Source organism: Amycolatopsis sp. NPDC059235, from assembly GCF_042754125.1.
Taxonomy (GTDB): domain Bacteria; phylum Actinomycetota; class Actinomycetes; order Mycobacteriales; family Pseudonocardiaceae; genus Amycolatopsis; species Amycolatopsis albidoflava.
This window is the reverse complement of the sequence record NZ_JBHZAG010000019.1, coordinates 32,703-50,984: the sequence shown is the minus strand read 5'-3', so window position 1 is coordinate 50,984 and position 18,282 is coordinate 32,703. Positions and strand designations below refer to the sequence as shown.

At 68.9% G+C, this 18,282-nt stretch carries 22 protein-coding genes; 10 read left to right on the top strand and 12 right to left on the bottom strand.

Translation table 11 applies throughout. The features are described from left to right. Window positions 1–140: 140 nt before the first annotated feature. From ACFXI3_RS15340 to ACFXI3_RS15325, 4 genes are all read right to left on the bottom strand, one after another. A complete protein-coding gene (locus ACFXI3_RS15340; protein ID WP_378399994.1) occupies window positions 141–620 on the bottom strand; it encodes a DoxX family membrane protein in 480 nt (159 codons plus the stop codon). 108 nt (window positions 621–728) lie between these two features. Beyond that, window positions 729–1,196, bottom strand: a complete 468-nt coding sequence (locus ACFXI3_RS15335; protein ID WP_378399993.1) for a DUF3291 domain-containing protein — start codon at window positions 1,194–1,196, stop codon at window positions 729–731. 32 nt (window positions 1,197–1,228) lie between these two features. Further along, window positions 1,229–1,873 (bottom strand): helix-turn-helix transcriptional regulator, encoded by a 645-nt coding sequence (locus ACFXI3_RS15330; protein ID WP_378399992.1) that lies wholly within the window; start codon window positions 1,871–1,873, stop codon window positions 1,229–1,231. Window positions 1,874–1,904: 31 nt separating this feature from the next. Continuing rightward, the gene (locus ACFXI3_RS15325) at window positions 1,905–2,405 is read right to left on the bottom strand and encodes a MarR family winged helix-turn-helix transcriptional regulator (RefSeq protein ID WP_378399991.1); all 501 of its coding nucleotides are present in this window, start codon (window positions 2,403–2,405) and stop codon (window positions 1,905–1,907) included. A 128-nt stretch (window positions 2,406–2,533) separates the two neighbouring features. On the opposite strand from ACFXI3_RS15325, the gene ACFXI3_RS15320 reads away from it, so the two are divergent. Further along, the gene (locus ACFXI3_RS15320) at window positions 2,534–3,469 is read left to right on the top strand and encodes an NADP-dependent oxidoreductase (RefSeq protein WP_378399990.1); all 936 of its coding nucleotides are present in this window, start codon (window positions 2,534–2,536) and stop codon (window positions 3,467–3,469) included. Window positions 3,470–3,521: 52 nt separating this feature from the next. On the opposite strand, the gene ACFXI3_RS15315 is transcribed toward ACFXI3_RS15320, so the two are convergent. After that, the gene (locus tag ACFXI3_RS15315) at window positions 3,522–4,778 is read right to left on the bottom strand and encodes an alpha/beta hydrolase (protein ID WP_378399989.1); all 1,257 of its coding nucleotides are present in this window, start codon (window positions 4,776–4,778) and stop codon (window positions 3,522–3,524) included. Between the two features lie 95 nt (window positions 4,779–4,873). On the opposite strand from ACFXI3_RS15315, the gene ACFXI3_RS15310 reads away from it, so the two are divergent. Genes ACFXI3_RS15310 through ACFXI3_RS15295 form a run of 4 tightly spaced genes read left to right on the top strand, consistent with a single transcriptional unit; the run spans window position 4,874 to window position 7,062 of the window. Continuing rightward, a complete protein-coding gene (locus ACFXI3_RS15310; RefSeq protein ID WP_378399988.1) occupies window positions 4,874–5,311 on the top strand; it encodes a MarR family winged helix-turn-helix transcriptional regulator in 438 nt (145 codons plus the stop codon). A 59-nt stretch (window positions 5,312–5,370) separates the two neighbouring features. Further along, window positions 5,371–6,027, top strand: coding sequence for a TetR/AcrR family transcriptional regulator (locus ACFXI3_RS15305; RefSeq protein WP_378399987.1), 657 nt, complete (start codon window positions 5,371–5,373; stop codon window positions 6,025–6,027). Between the two features lie 7 nt (window positions 6,028–6,034). Continuing rightward, a complete protein-coding gene (locus ACFXI3_RS15300) occupies window positions 6,035–6,541 on the top strand; it encodes a pyridoxamine 5'-phosphate oxidase family protein (RefSeq protein WP_378399986.1) in 507 nt (168 codons plus the stop codon). Between the two features lie 26 nt (window positions 6,542–6,567). Further along, window positions 6,568–7,062, top strand: a complete 495-nt coding sequence (locus tag ACFXI3_RS15295; protein ID WP_378399985.1) for a nitroreductase family deazaflavin-dependent oxidoreductase — start codon at window positions 6,568–6,570, stop codon at window positions 7,060–7,062. Between the two features lie 26 nt (window positions 7,063–7,088). Here the strand turns inward: ACFXI3_RS15295 and ACFXI3_RS15290 are convergent, their stop codons facing one another. Next, window positions 7,089–7,550 (bottom strand): Asp23/Gls24 family envelope stress response protein, encoded by a 462-nt coding sequence (locus ACFXI3_RS15290; RefSeq protein WP_344273074.1) that lies wholly within the window; start codon window positions 7,548–7,550, stop codon window positions 7,089–7,091. A gap of 185 nt (window positions 7,551–7,735) precedes the next feature. Here ACFXI3_RS15290 and ACFXI3_RS15285 point away from each other — a divergent pair, with 185 nt between their 5' ends. Continuing rightward, window positions 7,736–7,945 (top strand): CsbD family protein, encoded by a 210-nt coding sequence (locus ACFXI3_RS15285; protein ID WP_037812879.1) that lies wholly within the window; start codon window positions 7,736–7,738, stop codon window positions 7,943–7,945. 57 nt (window positions 7,946–8,002) lie between these two features. Here ACFXI3_RS15285 and ACFXI3_RS15280 read toward each other — a convergent pair whose 3' ends face one another. From ACFXI3_RS15280 to ACFXI3_RS15260, 5 genes are all read right to left on the bottom strand, one after another. After that, a complete protein-coding gene (locus tag ACFXI3_RS15280; RefSeq protein ID WP_378400056.1) occupies window positions 8,003–8,812 on the bottom strand; it encodes an alpha/beta fold hydrolase in 810 nt (269 codons plus the stop codon). 212 nt (window positions 8,813–9,024) lie between these two features. Next, complete coding sequence (locus ACFXI3_RS15275) at window positions 9,025–10,416, bottom strand: MFS transporter (protein WP_378399984.1); 1,392 nt, start codon at window positions 10,414–10,416, stop codon at window positions 9,025–9,027. A 37-nt stretch (window positions 10,417–10,453) separates the two neighbouring features. Beyond that, complete coding sequence (locus ACFXI3_RS15270; protein ID WP_378400055.1) at window positions 10,454–11,476, bottom strand: ADP-ribosylglycohydrolase family protein; 1,023 nt, start codon at window positions 11,474–11,476, stop codon at window positions 10,454–10,456. A gap of 14 nt (window positions 11,477–11,490) precedes the next feature. Next, window positions 11,491–12,426 carry a carbohydrate kinase family protein gene (locus tag ACFXI3_RS15265; RefSeq protein WP_378399983.1) on the bottom strand — a complete coding sequence of 312 codons (936 nt, stop codon included), beginning with the start codon at window positions 12,424–12,426 and terminating at the stop codon, window positions 11,491–11,493. Then, entirely contained in the window at window positions 12,423–13,142 is a 720-nt protein-coding gene (locus ACFXI3_RS15260) for a GntR family transcriptional regulator (protein ID WP_344273053.1), read from the bottom strand. Before ACFXI3_RS15260 ends, ACFXI3_RS15265 begins: the two co-directional genes overlap by 4 nt. A 525-nt stretch (window positions 13,143–13,667) precedes the next feature. Between ACFXI3_RS15260 and ACFXI3_RS15255 the strand changes: the two genes are divergently transcribed. Then, window positions 13,668–14,252: a helix-turn-helix domain-containing protein gene (locus tag ACFXI3_RS15255; RefSeq protein WP_378399982.1), complete on the top strand. Its 585-nt coding sequence runs from the start codon at window positions 13,668–13,670 to the stop codon at window positions 14,250–14,252. Between the two features lie 43 nt (window positions 14,253–14,295). Here the strand turns inward: ACFXI3_RS15255 and ACFXI3_RS15250 are convergent, their stop codons facing one another. After that, window positions 14,296–15,462, bottom strand: coding sequence for an LLM class flavin-dependent oxidoreductase (locus tag ACFXI3_RS15250; RefSeq protein ID WP_378399981.1), 1,167 nt, complete (start codon window positions 15,460–15,462; stop codon window positions 14,296–14,298). 209 nt (window positions 15,463–15,671) lie between these two features. Here ACFXI3_RS15250 and ACFXI3_RS15245 point away from each other — a divergent pair, with 209 nt between their 5' ends. The 3 genes from ACFXI3_RS15245 to ACFXI3_RS15235 are packed head-to-tail and all read left to right on the top strand — an operon-like array spanning window position 15,672 to window position 18,255. Then, window positions 15,672–17,039 carry a purine-cytosine permease family protein gene (locus ACFXI3_RS15245; protein WP_378399980.1) on the top strand — a complete coding sequence of 456 codons (1,368 nt, stop codon included), beginning with the start codon at window positions 15,672–15,674 and terminating at the stop codon, window positions 17,037–17,039. Next, window positions 17,036–17,443: a RidA family protein gene (locus tag ACFXI3_RS15240; protein WP_378399979.1), complete on the top strand. Its 408-nt coding sequence runs from the start codon at window positions 17,036–17,038 to the stop codon at window positions 17,441–17,443. The genes ACFXI3_RS15245 and ACFXI3_RS15240 overlap by 4 nt, the downstream gene beginning before the upstream one ends. Before the next feature lie 23 nt (window positions 17,444–17,466). Next, window positions 17,467–18,255, top strand: a complete 789-nt coding sequence (locus ACFXI3_RS15235) for a creatininase family protein (RefSeq protein ID WP_378399978.1) — start codon at window positions 17,467–17,469, stop codon at window positions 18,253–18,255. The last annotated feature ends 27 nt before the right edge of the window (window positions 18,256–18,282 follow it).

The window sequence follows — 18,282 nt, the reverse complement described above, 5'->3', positions numbered from 1 at the left end:
TTCCAGGCGACCCGAGGGCTTCGACGACCGGGTGCCGTTGGCGCGGCCGGTCCCGGGCGAGCACGTAGACCCCGGCCATGCGGACCACCGCCGCATTGGCCCTCAGCATCTCGGGTGCAACCGGCTCCCGAGCGCGGCGATCAGAAAAGGGACCCCACCGCGACAGCCGCGCACACCGACAGGAACAGCCCGCCCACCGCGAAGCCCAGCGGTTTCTGCCGCCAGGCCGTGTGGCGGTCCAGGGCGTACCAGCCGGGGCCGGTCAGCAGCAGGGCCAGCGCCATCGCCGCGAGCGTCAGTTCCAGTTCGAATCCCGGGCCGGTGCTGCCGAACAGGCCGCCCGACCACTTCACGCGGACCGCGCTGAGGGCCACGCCCAGCAGGCCGGCCGCGGCGAGCGGGGTCAGCAGGCCCAGTGCCAGCAGGACGGCGCCGCCGACCTCGGTGATGCCGGTCAGCCAGGTCAGGAACTCGATGTTGTGACTGAAACCGTAGCCCCGCAACAGGTTCTCGAAGTGCGCCATCCCCGCGCCGCCGAACAGGCCGAAGACCTGCATCAGCCCGTGCGCCCCCATCGCGACCGACAGCATCAGCCGCAGCACCAGCAGACCGAAGTCCAAGCCGCCATTCTCATCCGACCAACGGGACATGTTCGCCACGCCGACACCCTAGCCATCCCGCGCGCCGCTCCGGGCGACCCACCGGACGTGTCGCCCGACAAGACCGCGTCACGGCGCGGAGGCAGCGCCTTCGGGCAGATAGCTGTCCCGGAAACCGAACGCGCTCGTCGAGGGCCCCTTCCCCCGCAACAGTTCCAACCGCTCGACGGCCTCCTCGACCGTCGGAATGTGCCCGGCGGGAACCCACCACAGCACTTGGAACGGCGACTTCGGCAGTGCGAACCACTCCGAGCGGCGGCGCAGCATGTCCAGGTGGCCGCTGCGGTAGACGTAGTCCCACAGGGCGTCGCGGGTTTCCCACACCGACATGTTCACCAGGACGTCGTCGCCGAGCGAGGTCCGGATCGCGGTGGCGTCGTTGCCGCCGTCCTCGACCAGCCGCCATACAAAGCCGGGCGCGCGGTCGGCGACCTCGTTCAGCGTGTCGAGCATCGAGGTGAAGCCGTGCATGCGGGCGTCCGCGAGCGGGAATTTCAGAATGCCCACGTTGAGCTGGGCGAGGTGATGTTCCGTCACTCCTTCACCTCACCATCGCCGGGCCTTCTATGTCAACTCTCATTATTTTTAGAATGCTCGACGACCACGCAACACAGTCCGGGGCGCGGGTCCATGCGAGCGGTCAGGCCTTCGGCGTCTTCGAGCAGCCCTTCCAGCAGCGCCAGATTCATGCCGCACACCAGCCCTGGATGCCGCTGCGAGAGGACGTGGAAGGGGCAGTTGGCGAGGAGCAGGACGTCGTCGGCCAAACGGGGCTCGTATCCGCGGGCGGCCAGCAGGTCCTTCGCGGCGGCGAGGTCTTCGACCGGGCCCGCGGCGGCGCGGCCCTCCCGCCGGGCGGCGGCCTGCAGTTCGGTGTCCAGCCGGGCCACCTCCGCGACCTCGGCCAGCAGATCGGCGGCGGTGCGGTAGTCGCGCGCCGGGACGGAGAACTGCCGCTCGGCGGCGGACCGGCGGTAGAGCTTCGCCGGACGGCCGGCCCCCGGGCCCGAGCGTCCGCTCAGCCGCTTGCTCTCCGTCTCCAGCAGGCCTGCGTCCACGAGTTTGTCGAGATGGAAGGCGGCGAGCGTGCGCTGGATCCCGGCCCCCTCGGCCGCTTCGTTCCGGCTCACGTCGTGATCCTGGGAAACCACGTAGTCGTACAGCCGCCGCCGGACGGGATCCTGCAGGACGGCGATCGCCTCGATGTCTTCCACGCCGCCATTCTAAGAACAACGAGGATGCGCGTTAGAGGTGCTCATTCCTTGCCGAGCTCCGGCGAGTGGCGACCGACCGCGGCGGCTCGGCGCGCATGTGGTCGCGGACGCGGGCCATGATGCCGCCCAGCGCGTCCAAGTCCGAAGTGGACAGTGGGGCGACCAGCAACCGGCGGACGACCTCGACGTGCCCGGGAAGCACCTTCGCGACCAGCTCCCGGCCCGCCTCGGTGACCGCGACGACGGTGGCCCGCTGGTCCTCCGCACTGGGACCGCGGGTGACCAGCCCCGCCTTTTCGAGCAAGCCCGCCTGATGAGTCAGGCCGCTGCGGCTGTAAACGACGCCGTCGGCCAGCTCCGTCATCGTCAGCGGCCCATCGGAATGGGAGAGCCGGGCGAGCAGCTCGAACTGCACATAACTGAGGTCGCCCTCGGCCCGCAGCTGCTGCGTGACGGCGTGCTGCAGCAGGCTCACGGCCTCCATCAGCGAGAAGTAGGTGTTGAGCTGCCCGGGCTCCAGCGCGTCCGCCATGCCGTCAGTCTAGATGCTTCGAAGTCGAATCATTGTGGCCGCCCTCACATCCGCGGGACTTTGCTTCGATATCGAAGCATACTCGTCTTCAGGTTGCTTCAACTTCGAAGCACATTCTGGAGGATGTCATGAAAGCAGTGCGCTACCACCGCTACGGCGGAAGCGAAGTCCTGGCCTTCGAAGAGGCCGAGCGCCCGGCGCCCGCCGAGGGGCAGGTGCTCGTGAAGGTGGCCGGCACCTCGTTCAACCCGGTCGACCTCGGGATCCGCGCGGGCGGCCTGCAGGAGGTGTTCCCCTTGGCGTTCCCGCACATTCCGGGCGTCGAGGTCGCCGGGACGATCGCCGAGCTGGGTCCCCGGACCGAAGGCCGTCAGGTCGGCGACGCGGTCGTGGCCTTCCTGCCGATGAACGCCGACGGCGCGGCGGCCGAGTACGTCCTCGTTCCCGCCGAAGCACTGGCTGCCGCCCCGCAGACGGTCGACCTGCCCGACGCCGCCGCGCTGCCGGTCGGCGGGCTGACCGCGTGGCAGGCGCTCTTCGACGACGCTCGCCTGGAAGCGGGCCAGACGATCCTGATCAACGGTGCCGGCGGGGCAGTCGGCAGCTACGCCGTTCAACTCGCGCATCAGGCAGGCGCGACCGTCACCGCAACCTCGAGCCCCCGCACCGAAGAACGCCTCCGCGAGTACGGGGCCGACCGGATCATCGGGCACCTCGACTTCGCCTCCGGCGCACCCATCGCCGACGGCGGGCCGTTCGACGTCGTACTCAACCTCGTGCCCACCACTCCCGAGGAGACCGCCGCGCTGGCAAACCTGGTCGCCGACGGTGGCGCGCTGGTCAGCACCACCACTCCCCCGCCGGAGAATCCGGGACGCGGGATCCGCACGGCCCGGGTGTTCGTCGCCAGCAACGCAGGGCAGCTGGCCGAACTCGTCTCCCGTGTCGACGCCGGGACCTTGCGGATCACCGTCGCCGACCGCCGCCCCTTGGCGGATCTCCCGGCGGTGCACGATGAAGCGGCGTCAGGGCGGCTGGTCGGCAAGACCGTTCTCGTGCCCTGAGAGCCACCGGTTCGAGCGCCGAAGAACCCTTCGGTGCTCGAACCGCGCAGCTTCAGTTCCGCGCTGCCGCCAAACCGGCCGGTGTCGCGCCCAGCCACCAGCGCGGGTCCGCCGTTCCCTCGGTAGTGCGGCCGTCACGGTGAACGAAGAACCGCTCGTCCCGGCCCGGCGTGTCGAACTCGCCGTCCAGCCCGCGCATCAGCCATTCCGCGCCGAACGCGAACACCTCCGCCGCCGTCCCGCCCAGCGGATGGAATTCGTCCTCGTAGACCCGCATCTCCTTGGGAGCACGGATCTTCTCGTAAGTCTCGAGCGCGTTCTCCACCGGCGTCAGCTCGTCGAATTCGCCGATGCCCAGCAACACCGGGCACCCGATTCCCTCCACCAGGTCGCCCAGTGGCATCTTTTCCTTGAAGTCGCGGTCAAATGCGGCTTCGTCGGCGTAGCCCGCCATGTACAGATAGTTGTTCTTGAAACTCGGCTGCGCCCGTTCGAAGATCGTCTCGAAATCACCGGACACCGCTTCGAACGCGGCCACCGCGCGCAACCGGGTCCCCGGCGAGGCCGCGGCGCGCAGTGCCCAATAGCCGCTCATGCTGATGCCGAACATGCCGATCCGGTTTTCGTCCACTTCGGACAGACCGGCGAGATACGCCGCGTAGGTTTCGAGAGCGCGTTCGTAGTTGTCCAGGGTCACGGTCAGCCCGCGCGCCCGAGTCTCCCCCTGTCCCGGCCCCTCGATCGACAGCGCCACGACTCCGCGCGAGGTGTAATAGCGCTCGGCCGCGAAGATGTAGTCCTCCTTGATCATGTCCATGCCGGGACCGAGAATCACCGCCGGGGCACCGGAAACCGGCTGCGCGGGCAAGTGCAGCAGACCGAAAATCTTGCCGCCCTCGAAGTCGAGTTCGACCCGCCGGACCGTGTTTCCGCGAAGCTCTCCCAACCGGGCCACGCACGAATCGCAGCGCTCGCGGAACTTCGCCTTGCGCCCGTCGCCGGAGTCGAAGATCGAGTACTGCGCGCGGCCGTACATCACCGCCGCCCGCAGGTACAGATCCGACGCCGTCCTGCGGTACCCGAGCCGCTCGTGATGCGCGGCCCGCTCTTCGGCCTGACCAGCGACGACTGCCCACGCCTTCGGCAGCATCGCTCCGGCGCGCACCATCGCGAACACCTTGTCGAAGTCGGCGTGATCGTGCCCGAGCTGTTCGAGCGTGCCCTTGCCTTCCGGGTGCAACGCGTCGAAGCCGCCCTGCGCCAGCGCGATGTCCAGGGCCCAGCTCTGCCCGGCCGAACGTGTCGTCATGCTCGCCTCCTCAACTAACTAAGTACTTAGCTAATGTGCCACGGCTAGACTCCGCCCGGCAAGGAATGCGGCGGGCACCACAGGAGAGCGAACCGATGGGCGACGAGGCGATCACCCGGCTGGCGCGAGCCGCTTACCGGCTCAGCGCGGCCGATTCCCGGCTGCGCGGCCGCGCGACCCGCAGCGCCGAAGCCCTCTCGCTCGCGCACGCCCGGGCGCTCAAGAGCCTCGCCGAACACGGGCCGATGACGGTCAACCAACTGGCCGGGCACGTCGAAACGACCGGAGCGGCAGTCACTCAACTGGTCAACGGCCTGGCCGGCGCCGGTTACGTCACGCGCGAACGGGCCGCCTCCGGAGACCGCCGCACGGCGATCGTCGCCCTGACCGACGCGGGCCGTCGACGGCATGAGGAACGGGAGCAGGTCCTCGCCGCCGGGCTGCGCGAGCTGACCCAGGACCTCGACGAACGCGCGATCGACGCCGCGGGCGTAGTGCTCGACCGGCTGGCCACGCTGTACGACCGCCTCTGATCGATCAAGGCGCGAGCGAACTCTATCAACTGATTGAATCGACTGATAGAGTTCGCGCCATGGGCACCGAGGCCGCGCGGATCCCCGCCAGTCGCGGGACGGCGACCGAGCAGCGCCTGATCGCCGCCGCGGAACGGCTTTTCGCCGAACAGGGCGTCGGCGCGGTGTCGCTGCGGACCGTCATGCAGGCGGCGCAGACGAACGTCGCGGCGATCCACTACCACTTCGGTTCCAAGGAAGGCCTGCTCGACGCCGTCCTGCGCAGCCGCCTCGGCCAAGTCGCCGGCGAGCGGAACGCGGTGCTGCGAGAGGTCCCCGAGAAGGACGTCACCGCGCGCGAACTGGCCCGCGCGTTCGTGCAGCCGGTGGTCGCGGTGCTCGAATCCGGCGGCGAATGCTGGATCCGGCTGGTCGGCCAGTTGCTCGCGACCGGCGGCGACGGACTGGACGCGGTCGCCGAATCATTCTTCGAGCGCAACGCCGCGTTCGTCGAACTGCTCGACCGGCTGAGCCCGGGCGTCCCCCGCCGGACGCTCGATTTCCGGCTGTCCCAAGCGATGACCGTGACGCTGAACGTCCTCGGCGACGTCGGCCGCACCCGCCGCCTGCACGGCCCGGACGCGGCCGGCTGGACCACCGGCCAGATCGTCGACGACCTCGTCGACGTCGTGACCTCCGTACTCGCCGGCCCGCCCGGGGCCGGCCGCGGGAAGTGAGGAACCGATGGGAACCAAGCAGCGAGCGCAGATCGAGATGACACCCGAGGAGGTTTCGGCCTACCTTTCCGCCCAGCGCACCGCGACGCTGGTGTCGCTCGGCCCCGGCGGGCATCCGCACGCGGTCGCGATGTGGTTCGCGGTCATCGACGGCGTACTGTGGTTCGAAACGAAAGCCAAGGCGCAGAAGGCAGTCAACCTCCGCCGCGACCCGCGCGTCACGGTGCTGATCGAGGACGGCCAGACCTACGACGTCCTGCGCGGCGTCTCGCTCGAAGGACGGGCCGAGGTCGTCGACGACCCGGAGGCGCTCTGGGCGGTCGGGGTCAACGTCTGGGAGCGATACCATGGCGAGTACACCGACGAGGTGAAACCGATGGTGGAATTCATGCTCCGCAAACGGGTCGCGATCCGCGTCGACGTCGAGCGGATCCGTTCGTGGGACCACCGCAAGCTCGGGCTGCCCCCGATGCCGCTCGCCGGATCGACCGCCGCGCAACCGTCTGCCCGCTGACGCATTCGCCCCGCCAGGAGGTCACGATGGGACGCTTTTCCCTTCCCGAGCAGGCGCCGAAGGGCCTGGACTCGCCGGTGACGGCGGCGATGATGAAGTACCTGGCCAGAATCCAGACCAAGGTCTTCACCCTGACCGGCGGCCGGATCGGCAGCAAATGGCGCGTCGGAGCCGGCTTCCGCAAGCCGGTGCCGACGCTGCTGCTGGAACACCGCGGCCGCAAGTCCGGCCGGTTGTTCACCACCCCGCTGCTGTACCTGCGCTCCGGCGACGACCTGGTCATCGTCGCGTCGCAGGGCGGCCTGCCGAAGCATCCGCAGTGGTACTTCAACCTGCTCGCGGAGCCGGAAACCCGCGTGCAGCTGAAGGGCCGCCGCGACGTCCCGGTCACGGCGAGGGTCGCGCCGGCGGACGAGCGGCGCGACCTCTGGCCGCGACTGGTCGAACTGTACGGCGACTTCGCGAAGTACCAGGAGTGGACCGACCGCGAGATTCCGGTCGTGGTGCTCACGCCTCGCTGACCGCGAGCCTGGCCCGCAGTTTCAGCTCACTGCACCCGGCCGCTGTCGCCGGACGCGTCCTCCTCGTCGTCCGACGGCAGGTGCAGGTCGCCCACGTTGATGTTCACCTCGACCACCTCCAGCCCCGTCATTCCCTCCACCGCGCTGATCACGTTCCGCCGGATCGACCGCGCGACGTCCGCGATCGAAACGCCGTACTCCACCACGATCTGCAGATCCACCGCGGCCTGCTTCTCCCCCACCTCGACCGAAACACCCTGCCCGGCCGACGCCGTCGCACCCGGAATCCGCTCCCGCAGCGCCGAAAACGCCCGAGCCGCACCACCGCCCAGTGCGTGCACCCCGTGGATTTCCCGCGTCGCCAAACCGGCGATCTTCTGCACCACCACGTCCGCGACCGAGGTCGTCCCCTGCGAACTGGTCAGCGGCCCGGCGTTGACCTTCTCCACGTCCTGGGACTTGGCCGCCGCGTCAGTCGTCGAAGCCATCGATTCTCCTCCGGTCGTTTCCCGTTGTTTCAGGTCACCGGGTTCGACTCCGGAACCGCGCGAAACTCACTCCCCGAACGAGTGGCGACGATCACATCATCGGGTGAGTGACGATTCCGGATCCGCGTTGTCCTTACCCCTGACGCATTCTCGCGTCCGTTGTTCGGCGATGAAGGAGGACATCCATGTCGATGGGCGACAAGATCGGCGCCAAGGCAGACGACTTCGGCGGCAAGGCCAAAGAGGCAGCGGGTTCGCTGACCGGCGACGAGAAACTCGAGAACGAAGGCAAAGCCGACCAGGCGAAGGCCGGGATCAAGGAAGCCGCCGAGAATGTCAAAGACGCTCTCGGCGACGCGGCGGGCAAAGTCAAGAACGCGCTGAAGAAAGACTGACTTTTCTCCTGAGGACGCGGGGTCCCGGCACCATCGCCGAGGCCCCGCGTTCGCTTTTCAGCGCACCTCTTTCAGCAGGTTCTCCACCGCTGTTACAACCACGTCCGGACGGTCGAGGGGGATGTCGTGGGAACTGTGCTCGGCGGTGACCAGAGTCCGGTTCGGCGCGACGTGGGCGAAGTCTTGCTGGGCCTGCCGCCACAACTGGGCGTCCTCCGGAGTCGGAAACGGCGTCTCGGCGGATACGATCACGGCAGCGGGAATGCCGGACGGCCAGGTCAGCTGGTGGTACGCCGCGTGCACCGGTCCGTAACCGTCGGCTTGGGCGAGAAGCTGACGGGCCTGCCGGGTCGAAGGCGCTTTCTTGAGATCTTCGACTTGTTTCTCGTTCAACGCCACCAGCTTCGCCGTCTCGCTCGGGGTGAAGAACTGCGGCAGGTTCGCGTCCACGAGCACCGTCCCCGCTACCCGGTCCGGGTGGCTGCGGGCAAAGGAGAACGCGACTTCGCCCGCCAGTGAATGCGACACCAGGACCACGTTCTTGGTGACGCCCAATTGCGTCAGCCCGGCAGCGAGATCGGCGGCGGCGTTGTCCGCTCGCCACGGGCCGGGCGACTCGTCGCTTTTGCCCTCCCCCGCCCGGTCGTAGGCGATGACCTCGGATCCGGTCCTCGCGGCAAGATCCGGAGCGACCTTGCTCCATTCCGACGAATCCATCCCGCCGCCCGCGTCGAGCACGATCGCGGGCAACCGGCCCGGCGTAACGGAAAACGCCGTGGTGCGCCCGTTCACCGGTACCAGGTGCAACTCAGCCGTCGGAGGACCGGCCTCGGCATTGCACGCGGTCAACCCGCTCGCGATGACCATCGCAGCCACCAAGACGACACTAGACCGACGGAATCTTCGCCGTCGCACACCAGAATCAGTCACCGAATCCCCTCCGCGCGCCAGGAACGGCACTCCAGAAGTCCTTTGTGGACAGAAGTGCCCGATCAATCCCAGCATCGCGAACAACCCGGTCGAGCGCGATACCGCTGCCTACCCGAACGCGGTAGGGCCAACCCCACCCAGCGGCGCTCTCAGGACCGCTCCCCGAAGGAAACCGACCGTTCTCCCGCCGCGGCCCGCCGTTCGGCCAGGTCCTTCTCCACCGCCGGGTAGATCCGCTCCAGCCGGTAGGCCCAGAACAGGACGATCAGCAGCACGAACAGCACCATCGGCACGTACACGAACAGCGCGTTGATCGCGGCCAGCGCCGAATCCGGCTGGGTGTGGTTCAAGCCGTTGTAGCCCGCCGCGCCCATCACCCAGCCCAGCACCGCCGCGCCCAGGCCGTAGCCGAGCTTCTGGCCCATGCTGCCCGCGCTGTACAGCACGCCTTCCAGCCTGCGGCCGTTCTTCCATTCGCCGTATTCGATGGTGTCGGGGAGCATGCCCCAGATCGCGCCGAAGATCGGGATGCGCCCGATGCCGCGCAGGATCGACCCGGTGACCGCCAGGGTCATGTTCGCCGGGTCGATCGCGATGACCAGCGAACCCGCGACGAAGATCGCCGCGCCGACGATCATCGGCGCGATTTTGCCGAAACGGTTGTACACCGGCTGCATGAACAGCATTCCGAGCAAGGCCGGAATGTAGAGCATGAACGACATCAGCGCGGCGAATCCGGCATTGCCGAGGAAGTACTGGGCGAAGTAGGCAGTCGCCCCGGTGTAGAGCGATTCCGCGACGCTGAACACGATGAAGATCGCGAACAGCAGCAGCCAATACCGGTTCCGGGCCGCGAGCTTCAGCGATTCGACGATCCCCGGCTGATCCTTCGGCGGCGCGGTGTCGACGATGCGCTCCCGCGTATTGCGGAAGGTCACGAAGAACAGCACCGCCGCGAGGGCGCCGAAGAGGCAGAACGTGATGATCCACGCCCGCTGGTCGTCGCCGAGCGCGCTCACCAACGGCAGGGTGAGGACGGTGACGACCAGCGAGCCGAGGGTGGCGCCGAACATCCGGGTGACGTTGAGCCGGGAGCGTTCGGTGAAGTCCCGCGTCATCCGGGTGTTCAGCGTTCCGTACGGGATCACCGCCGCGCTGAGGGCGATGTTCATCAGCGCGTAGGTGATCGCGATGTACACCAGCGTCGGCGTCGCTTCCATGCCCGGCACGGTGAACACCAGGATCAGCGCGATCGCGAACGGCGCGGCGGCCCACAGCACCCAGGGACGCGCCTTGCCCCAGCGGGTCGACGTCCGGTCGACGATCGCGCCCATCCCGACGTCGACCACGCCGTCGAACAGCCGCGCGATGAGCACGATCGTGCCGACCGCCGACGCCGCCGCCCCGATCACGTTGGTGTAGAAGAAAACCACGTAGGTGGCCAGCGCGCCCCAGGCGATGTTCGTGGCCAGGTCGCCGCCTCCGAAGGAGAGGCGTTCCTTCCAGCTCACTGTGGCGAATTCTTCGTTGCCTGCGCTCATCGTCGAGCGTCCCTTCGGATCGGGGTGGGGAGAGGGGTCAGTGCCGGGTCGCGGCCAGGAGTTCGTCGGCGAGCGCGGCCAGGTCGAGATCGTTCGCGCGTTCCACCTCGGCGACGGCGGCCTCGTCGATCGCCTCGATCCCCCGGTAGGCGCCGGCGATCGCGGCGGCCATGCAGCCGATGGTGTCGCTGTCGCCGCCCGCGTTGGCCGCCAGCCGCGCGACGCGCACCGGATCTCCGCCCGCGGCAACGAAAAACCCGAGCGCGGCCGGCACTGCCTCCGCGGCGGGCAGGCCGACGCCGATCTCCCCGGCGATCAGGTCGATCGCGTGCTCGTCGTCGCGGGCCGTGATGGCCAGCGCGACCGCACGCTCGATCCGCCGTTCGACCGACGCGCCCGGCACGTCGCGACCCTCGGTCCGGCCGAGCTCGGCACCGGCCCGCGCGCCGTCGACGGCAGCGCGAACGATGTCGACGATCTCCGCGCCAGGAGTGCACGCCCGTGCGACCGCGGCGGCGATGGCCGCGGCGCCCGCGACACCGGGCGGCGTGTTGTGGCTGGGCACGCAGGTGGTGAACGCGGTCCGGACAGCCGCTTCCGGGTCGCCGTGGTGGAACAGCCCGACCGGCCCGACCCGCATCGCGGCGCCGTTGCTGGCCCCCTGGGTCATGATCGTCCCGGTCCGGCCGACCTCGCGCGGGTCCTCGCCGCGTTCCAGCCGGGCGATGGCCTCCCGGGTGGTCGGCCCGGCGAAATGCGGGAAGTAGTTCTCGTTCTTGGACCATTCGATCAGCAGCCGCGCCATGTCGTCCGGGCTCAGCGCGGCCCCGGTGCGGGCGAGCAGCCGGGTCAGCAGGATCATCTGGCTGGAGTCGTCGGTGATCTGCGCGGCCGCGCGGCCCTTGGCGTAGGGCGCTCCGGGAAGCGGGGCGTGGAATTCGGTGACGTAGCTGCCGAACGCGGCGCGGATCTGGTCCCGGCTCAATTCCTCGGTCGGCGCGCCCAGCGCGTCGGCCAGGCAGGCCGCGGCGAGACTGCCGTGGATCTTGGAACGCAGCACAGAATTCAACTCGGTTACCTCTCAGTCGTGATGGTGATCAGGTCGTCTGGCCAGTCGCCGCACCGCGAGCCGGACAGATAGGTGCGGCCGCCGACGGCGGTGACGCAACGGGTCGCCTGGGCCACCGCCCGGCGAAGGCTTTCGCTCGCTTCGGCTCCGGCGAGCAGCGCGCCCAGGAACGCTCCCGCCAGCGCGTCGCCGGCCCCGGTGGTGTCGACGGCGGTCACCTCGCCGTTCAACCGCGCGCGATGGACGACGCCGTTATTGTCCACAGTGGACGCTCCGTGCGCACCCTCGCTGATGACCACGAGTTCCGCACCGAGGTCGATCAGTCGCTGGGCAGCGGTACGCGGGGTGGCGGCGAGTTTGGTCGCCGAGGCGGCGTTGAGGAAGACGATGTCGCTGAGCCCGAGCAGCCGCGCGAACTCCGGCTGATCCGGTTCGAACGCGTCCGGTTCGAGGTCGACGGCTACCCGTGCTCCGCGTTCCCGGCCGAGTTCGGCTACGGCCGCGGCCCACTCGAGGTCGTCGGCCAGCGGCGCGACGAGGTCCGCGCCCGCCAGGACCGACGCGTCGATCTCCTCGATCGCCGGAATCTTGATCCCGGTGTCGGCTCCGGTCAGCGCCTTCTCCCCGCTCGCGTCGAGCTGGACGAAACACATCCAGGTCGGATGTGCGAGGTCGCGCAGGGAGTGTTCGAGCGACACCCCGAGCCTGCGGAGTTCGGCCAGCGCGTCGTCGGTGTCCGGCCCCGCTCCGGTCTTCGTGATCAAGTCGACCGCGATCCCGTGCTGCGCGGCCGCGGCGGCGAGGTTGGCGCTCATCCCGCCGCCGTAGACGCCGGACAGCGAGCCGATGGCTTTGTTGTCGTTGCCCGCGATGTGCGGGACCCGCACGAAGTAGTCGATGCTCGCGTCCCCCACGACGACGAGCCGCGGCCGGGCGCTCATCGCTCGCTTCTGAGGTCGATGTCGAGGTGGTAGCGATCGCCGCGCAGGATGTAGCGGGTGAACTCCAGCGGACGCTGATCCGCGCCGAACGACGTGCGCTCGCGCAGCATCGCCGCGGCCCCGGGCTCGACCCGCAGCCGTTCGGCCTCCGCCTCGGAGAGATTGACGGCGCTGACCCGCTCCCGCGCGTGGGTGGGCTGCGCGTCGCGGCCGGAAAGGAAGGCGTACAGCGAATCCCCGGTGAACTCGGCGAAGTCGATTCCGGGCTGCGGCACCAGATAGTGGTCGAGAAAGACGAACGGATCGTCGCCGATCCAGTAACGCCGCTCGATGTGGCTCACCGTGTCGCCGGGTTCGAGGTCGAGCGCCTTGGCGACCGCCTCGGCGGCGGGTTCCTCGGCGTTGCCGAGCAACTCGGGCCGGATCGCGAAGCCGCGCTGCCGCAGCTCGCGGCCCAGACCGAGCATCGGACTCATCGCCCGGATCTCGTTGGACGCGACGATGCTGCCCCGCCCGTGGAACCGCTCCACGAGGCCGAGCCGCTGCAGCTCCTGGAACGCGCGCCGCACAGAGGTCTGGGACACGCCGTACTGCGCCCGGAGCTGACTCTCCGAGGGGAGCCAGTCACCCGGCTTCAGCCTGCCGCTCAGGATGTCGCGCTGGATCTCGCTCTGAATCGTGCGATACAGCGGCGCACGGCTTGGTCGACCGGTCATGCAACTTAGTGTACTAAGTGTGTCAACCAGCCTTCGGGACGCCTCCGCCCGAGGTCCGTGAAGGACTCCCTGAGGGAATCTGACCCCAATACCAGGGGCTTAAGCTGCGCAACCACGCGCGCCGACCGTCCACAAAGGACGCCAGTGCCCGCCGAATTGCCCGATTTGTCGCCAGGTGGCCGGGTCTTGACGTCCGTGAGGGGAACCCTGCGGGACTCTGAGTCCCTCGGGGTTCCCCTCACGAACGCCTGGCCTCGCCCAGATCCTTCGACCTGGGCAAACTGCACCCGCGGCGTCGCCGTAAGCCCCTGGCATTCCCTCAAGGGGCCCCTCACGGAACCAGATTCCCTCAAGGAGTCCTTCACGGACCCGTGCGCAAGCTGAGAGCTACATCGCCGCACTGCCGCGGACTGCGGCGGCCACAGTGCTGTCCGCTCAATTCGCCGCGCCCTTTCCCTTGCGCATTACGGCGTTTCCCCCGCACAGTCCACTTCGGAACACCCCCGCTCCGGTATAGTCGGGCCAATGCGAACCCCTCCCTCCCCCGATTCCGGATCCGCGCCGGACCCGGCGCAGGTGCTCGGGGCGCGGGTGCGCGAACTGCGGCGCGGCCGCGGGCTGACGCTCAAGCAGGTCGGCGAGGTTTCCCGCCTGTCGCACGCTTTTCTCAGCCAGTTCGAGCGCGGGCTGGCCGCCGCGAGCGTCAGCACGCTGCAGCGGATCGCGGTCGCGCTGGGCACCACCGTGTCGGCCCTTCTCGCCGGGCCCGCGGAGCAGGGCGTCGGATTGCTGCGGGCCGACGAGGGAATGGTGATGCCCGGGGCCGAAATCCCGACCGGTTCCACGGCGCGCGCGCTGTCGCGGGCGGGTTTTCCGGTGCAGCCCATCGAATACACCGGCGGCCCGGCGGAGTTCGGCGAGTATTTCGAGCACGTCGGGCAGGAGATGCTGTACGTCGTCACCGGGCGGATCGAGCTGGATTTCGCCGACGGGCGCCGCGAGCAGCTGGGCGAGGCCGATGTCGCGACCTATCCGGGGTCGCGGCCGCATCGCTGGCGCAGGCTGGGCGACGAACCGGTCCGGGTCCTGCTGATCAACGCCGGGGAATGACGGACCGCGCGACCCGGGGAGGGCCGCGCGGTCCGGGAGCGGGTCAGCGCAGCAGCGGCACGACCTGTTCGGTGTAGCGCCGCATCTGCTCGGCGGCCATGTCGTAGGTGTGCCCGGGGAAATGCGGGAACACCACCAGGTGTTCGAGGCCGAGCGTGTCCTTGTGGTGCTGCACGATCTCGGCCACCTCCTCCGGCGTGCCGACCGCCCAGCACTTCTGCCGCGTGGACTGCTCCAGCGTCGGCACCAGCCCGGCCGGCGCGCGGTTGCCGTCGTCGCCCTGGTAACCGCTGCTCCAGCCGAACGGCGCGAGCAGGTTCCAGAACTCGTCGTGCCCGATCCGCCCGGTGCGCCAAGCCTCTTCGTGGGTGTCGGCGATGTGCATGGGCAGCACCAGAATGCGCTTCTCCCCCGGTGCCAGCCCGACGCCGTGGCGCTGTTCGTACAGCTCGGCGTAGCGCTCCCACTGGTCGCGGATGTAGCCGTGGTACTGGTTCCACCACACGCAGCCGTGGCCCACCTCGGCCGCGTAGTCCAAAGTGGGCGGGCTGGTGACCGCCTGCCAGATCTCAACGGGATGCAACGGACCCGGCACGAGCGTCAGCGTGTCCGCCTCGTGGTCGGGGTCCCGGTTGTCCGGCGGCGGAAGCTCGAAGAACTTTCCGTGGTACGAGAAGGTTTCCTGGCTCAACGCCGTGCGCACGATGTCCATGTACTCGGCGAAAACCTCGCGGTTGTGCCCGTCGATGACCTTGCGTTCCTCGGCAGACGACAGCACGCCGATGTCGGCCTGATGCGCGGTGAGGCTGCGCAATTCGCGAGACACCGTGCCCCGGCCGACGCCGAGCACCGCGCGTCCGCCGGAGAGATTGAGCAGGCTGCTGAAGTCCTCGGCCAGCCGCAGCGGATTCCACTGCGGCACGATGCTGAACATCGAACCCAGCTGAATCCGCGAGGTCCGGGCGGCCAGATGCGCTTCGAGCATCATCGCGTTCGGCACGACCTCGTAGCCCTCGTGCTGGAAGTGGTGCTCCGCCAGCCAATAGCTGTCGTATCCCAGCTCCTCGGCCAGCACGCCCATCCCGACCAGCCGCTCGTGCGCGTGCCACACCTGCTCGCGGGTCGCGCGGCGCCGCGCGGCCGGCACCGGGTTCCCGGCCAGCACGTCCGGCATCTCGACCGAACCGAAGAAGAACACTCCGTGGCGCACAGGGCCTCCATCCCTCCCGGGCTGGGCCGGGCTGTGAGCAGACGCAAAATGTAACTAATATCAACACTGTGCGGCTCGACCTGCGGAGTGTCAAGCCCAAACAAGCTCTTGACATCTCGGGAAGGCTCAGCGCAGGCTGTGGCAGCCGTGTTACCTATATCAACATGGACGGTGAATCCGCCGCAGGGGGTTCTTCCGCTGGAGGACAGATGGTCAAAGACGCCCACGCAGTCCGCGCACCCGCCGTATCCGTCGAGCACCACGGCATCGAAAGGATCCCCGACGACCAGCGCCACGGTTCGCCGCGCTCCGCCTTTTCCCTGTGGTTCGCGGGAAACCTGCAGTACTCGGCGCTCGCGGTCGGCGCCATTCCCACCGCGTTCCTCGGCCTGGGATTCGGCGAAGCCGTCCTGTCGCTGGCCATCGGCATCCTGATCGGCAGCGTGCTGCTGGGCTTCGCCGCTTCGATGGGGCCGCGCGCCGGGGTGCCGCAGATGATCCAGTCGCGCATTCCGTTCGGCTACTACGGCAATTTTCTGCCGGTGCTGCTCCTGTGCCTGACCGGACTCGGCTACTTCGCGGTGAACACCGTGCTCGGGGCCTACATCGTCCGCGAACTGTTCGGGCTGCCGTTCCTGGTTTCGCTCGTCGCGGTCGCGGCGGTGCAGATCGTCATCGCGATCGTCGGGCACGATCTGGTGCACCAGGCCGAACGTTTCCTCGCGATCGTCGCGTCCGTGCTGTTCGTGATCCTCACCTGGTACGGCCTGGCGAAAGGCAACCTCGCCGCGTCCGGCGACGTCCTGCACCGAGGCGCGGGCGGGGTCGCCGGAGGCATGCTGACCACCGTCGCGCTCGCTTCGACCAGGACGTTCGGCTGGTGCATCGGCGGTTCCGACTACACACGCTACCTGCCGCGCGACACGTCACGGCGTCGCGTGCTGCTCGCGGCGTTCTCCGGTGCCTCGCTGGCCGGACTGTGGATGGCGGTCGTCGGGGCCGCGATCGGCACCGTGATCACTGTGGACAGTCCGACCGACCTCGTGGCGAAGCTGATCCCGTCCGGGCTGGCCGCGGTGATCCTGGTGGCGCTGCTGGCGGCCTCGATCTCCGGCAGCGTGCTGGACATCTACACCGCGTCGCTCGGCCTGCTGATGGTGGGCGCGCGGGTGCGCCGCTGGATCTCCGCGATCATCATCGGGGTGCTGGGAACCGCGGTGGGGTTCGTCGCCGGGCACAACGCAGGGTCCGTGTTCGGCACCTTCCAGAATTTTCTGTTCCTGATGGGCTATTGGATCGGTCCCTGGCTGGGGATCGTCGTCGTGGACACGCTGGTCTTCGGCCGCGGCGAGCCCGACCCGCAGCGGTATTTCGACCGCACCCGGCGGTTCCGTCCCGGCTTGGCGGCGTTCGTGCTCGCCATCGCGGTCTCGGTGCCGTTCATGGACCAAAGCCTTTACACCGGCGCGTTCGCGGCCCGCTTCCCGCAGTTCGGCGACCTCACCCCGTGGGTCGCGGGCGCGGCGGCCGCCTTGGCCTACTACCTCATCCGACGTTATCGAAAGGCCGACGAGTGACGAAACAAGCGCTTGGCCAGTTGAAGTACGGCACGACGGTCCAGCCCTGGGGAAGAGGAGCCGCGGCGGGCGGCTTCGTCTTCCTCAGCGGGATCGACGGCGTGACCGACGAGCACGGCCGGCCCGCCCACGGCGTCGCCGCGCAGACCCTGGTCACGCTGAACCGGGTGCACCGGCTGCTCGTCGACGCGGGCGCGGAGTTCGAGGACATCGTGCAGTTCGACCAGTTCCTCGCCGATCCCGCCGACCGCGCGGAGTACATGCGGGTGCGCGATGCCTGGCTGGCCGAGCACGCGCCGAAGCTGCTGTCCGAGCGTTCGTACGCGTCGCTGCTGATCTACCCCGCGCTGGCCACGCCCGAGATGCGAGTGGAAATCCGGGCCGTCGCTTACCTCGGCTCCTGAGCACTCTGGAAGGAGAATTCCTGATGGCTTCACGGTTTTTCGCCGAGCTGCGGGCGTCCCAAGTCGAGGCCGCCTGCGGACCGTCCTCGGTCGCGGTGCTGCCCGTCGGCGCGATCGAACAGCACGGCCCGCACCTCCCGCTGGCCACCGACGCGCTCGTGGCCGAAGCAGTGTCGAAGGAAGTCGTGGCCACCCACGGCGAAGACCTCGATTTGTGGCTGCTGCCGACGATCAGCTACGGCCGGTCCGTCGAACACACCTGGGCGGCGGGCACCCTGTCCCTGTCCACTTCGACCTTCGCCGCGACGCTCGACGACATCGGGCGTTCGGTCGCCGCCGCCGGCATCCGCAGGCTCGTCCTCGTGAACGGGCACGGCGGGAACGTGTCCGAAATCCAGACCGCGCTGCGCGACCTGCGCCTGGCCTACGGTCTCCTGACCTTCGCCGTCAACGTCTTCCTCCCCGAGTCGCACGACCCGGCCTGGGCGGCGAGCGAAAGCGGGCTCGGGATCCACGGCGGGGCCGCGGAAACGTCCCTGGTACTGCACCTGCGTCCCGACCTGGTCGACCTCGGTTCCGCGCAACGGCGGATCCCCGCGCAGATGGCCGACAACGTGCACGCGCGGTTCGGCGGCAGCGTCAGTTTCGGCTGGCTGGCCGACGATTTCGGTTCGGAAGGCTACCTCGGGGACCCGACACTGGCCAGTGCCGAGGCGGGCGCGCGCGGCTTCAAGTCGCTCGTCGGCACTCTCGGCGACCAGCTCGCGGAAATCGCGCGCTTCGACTTCCCCGATTCCGCCCGGACGCGCTAGCCCAGTCCCTTCGCCGCAGGAAGCCGG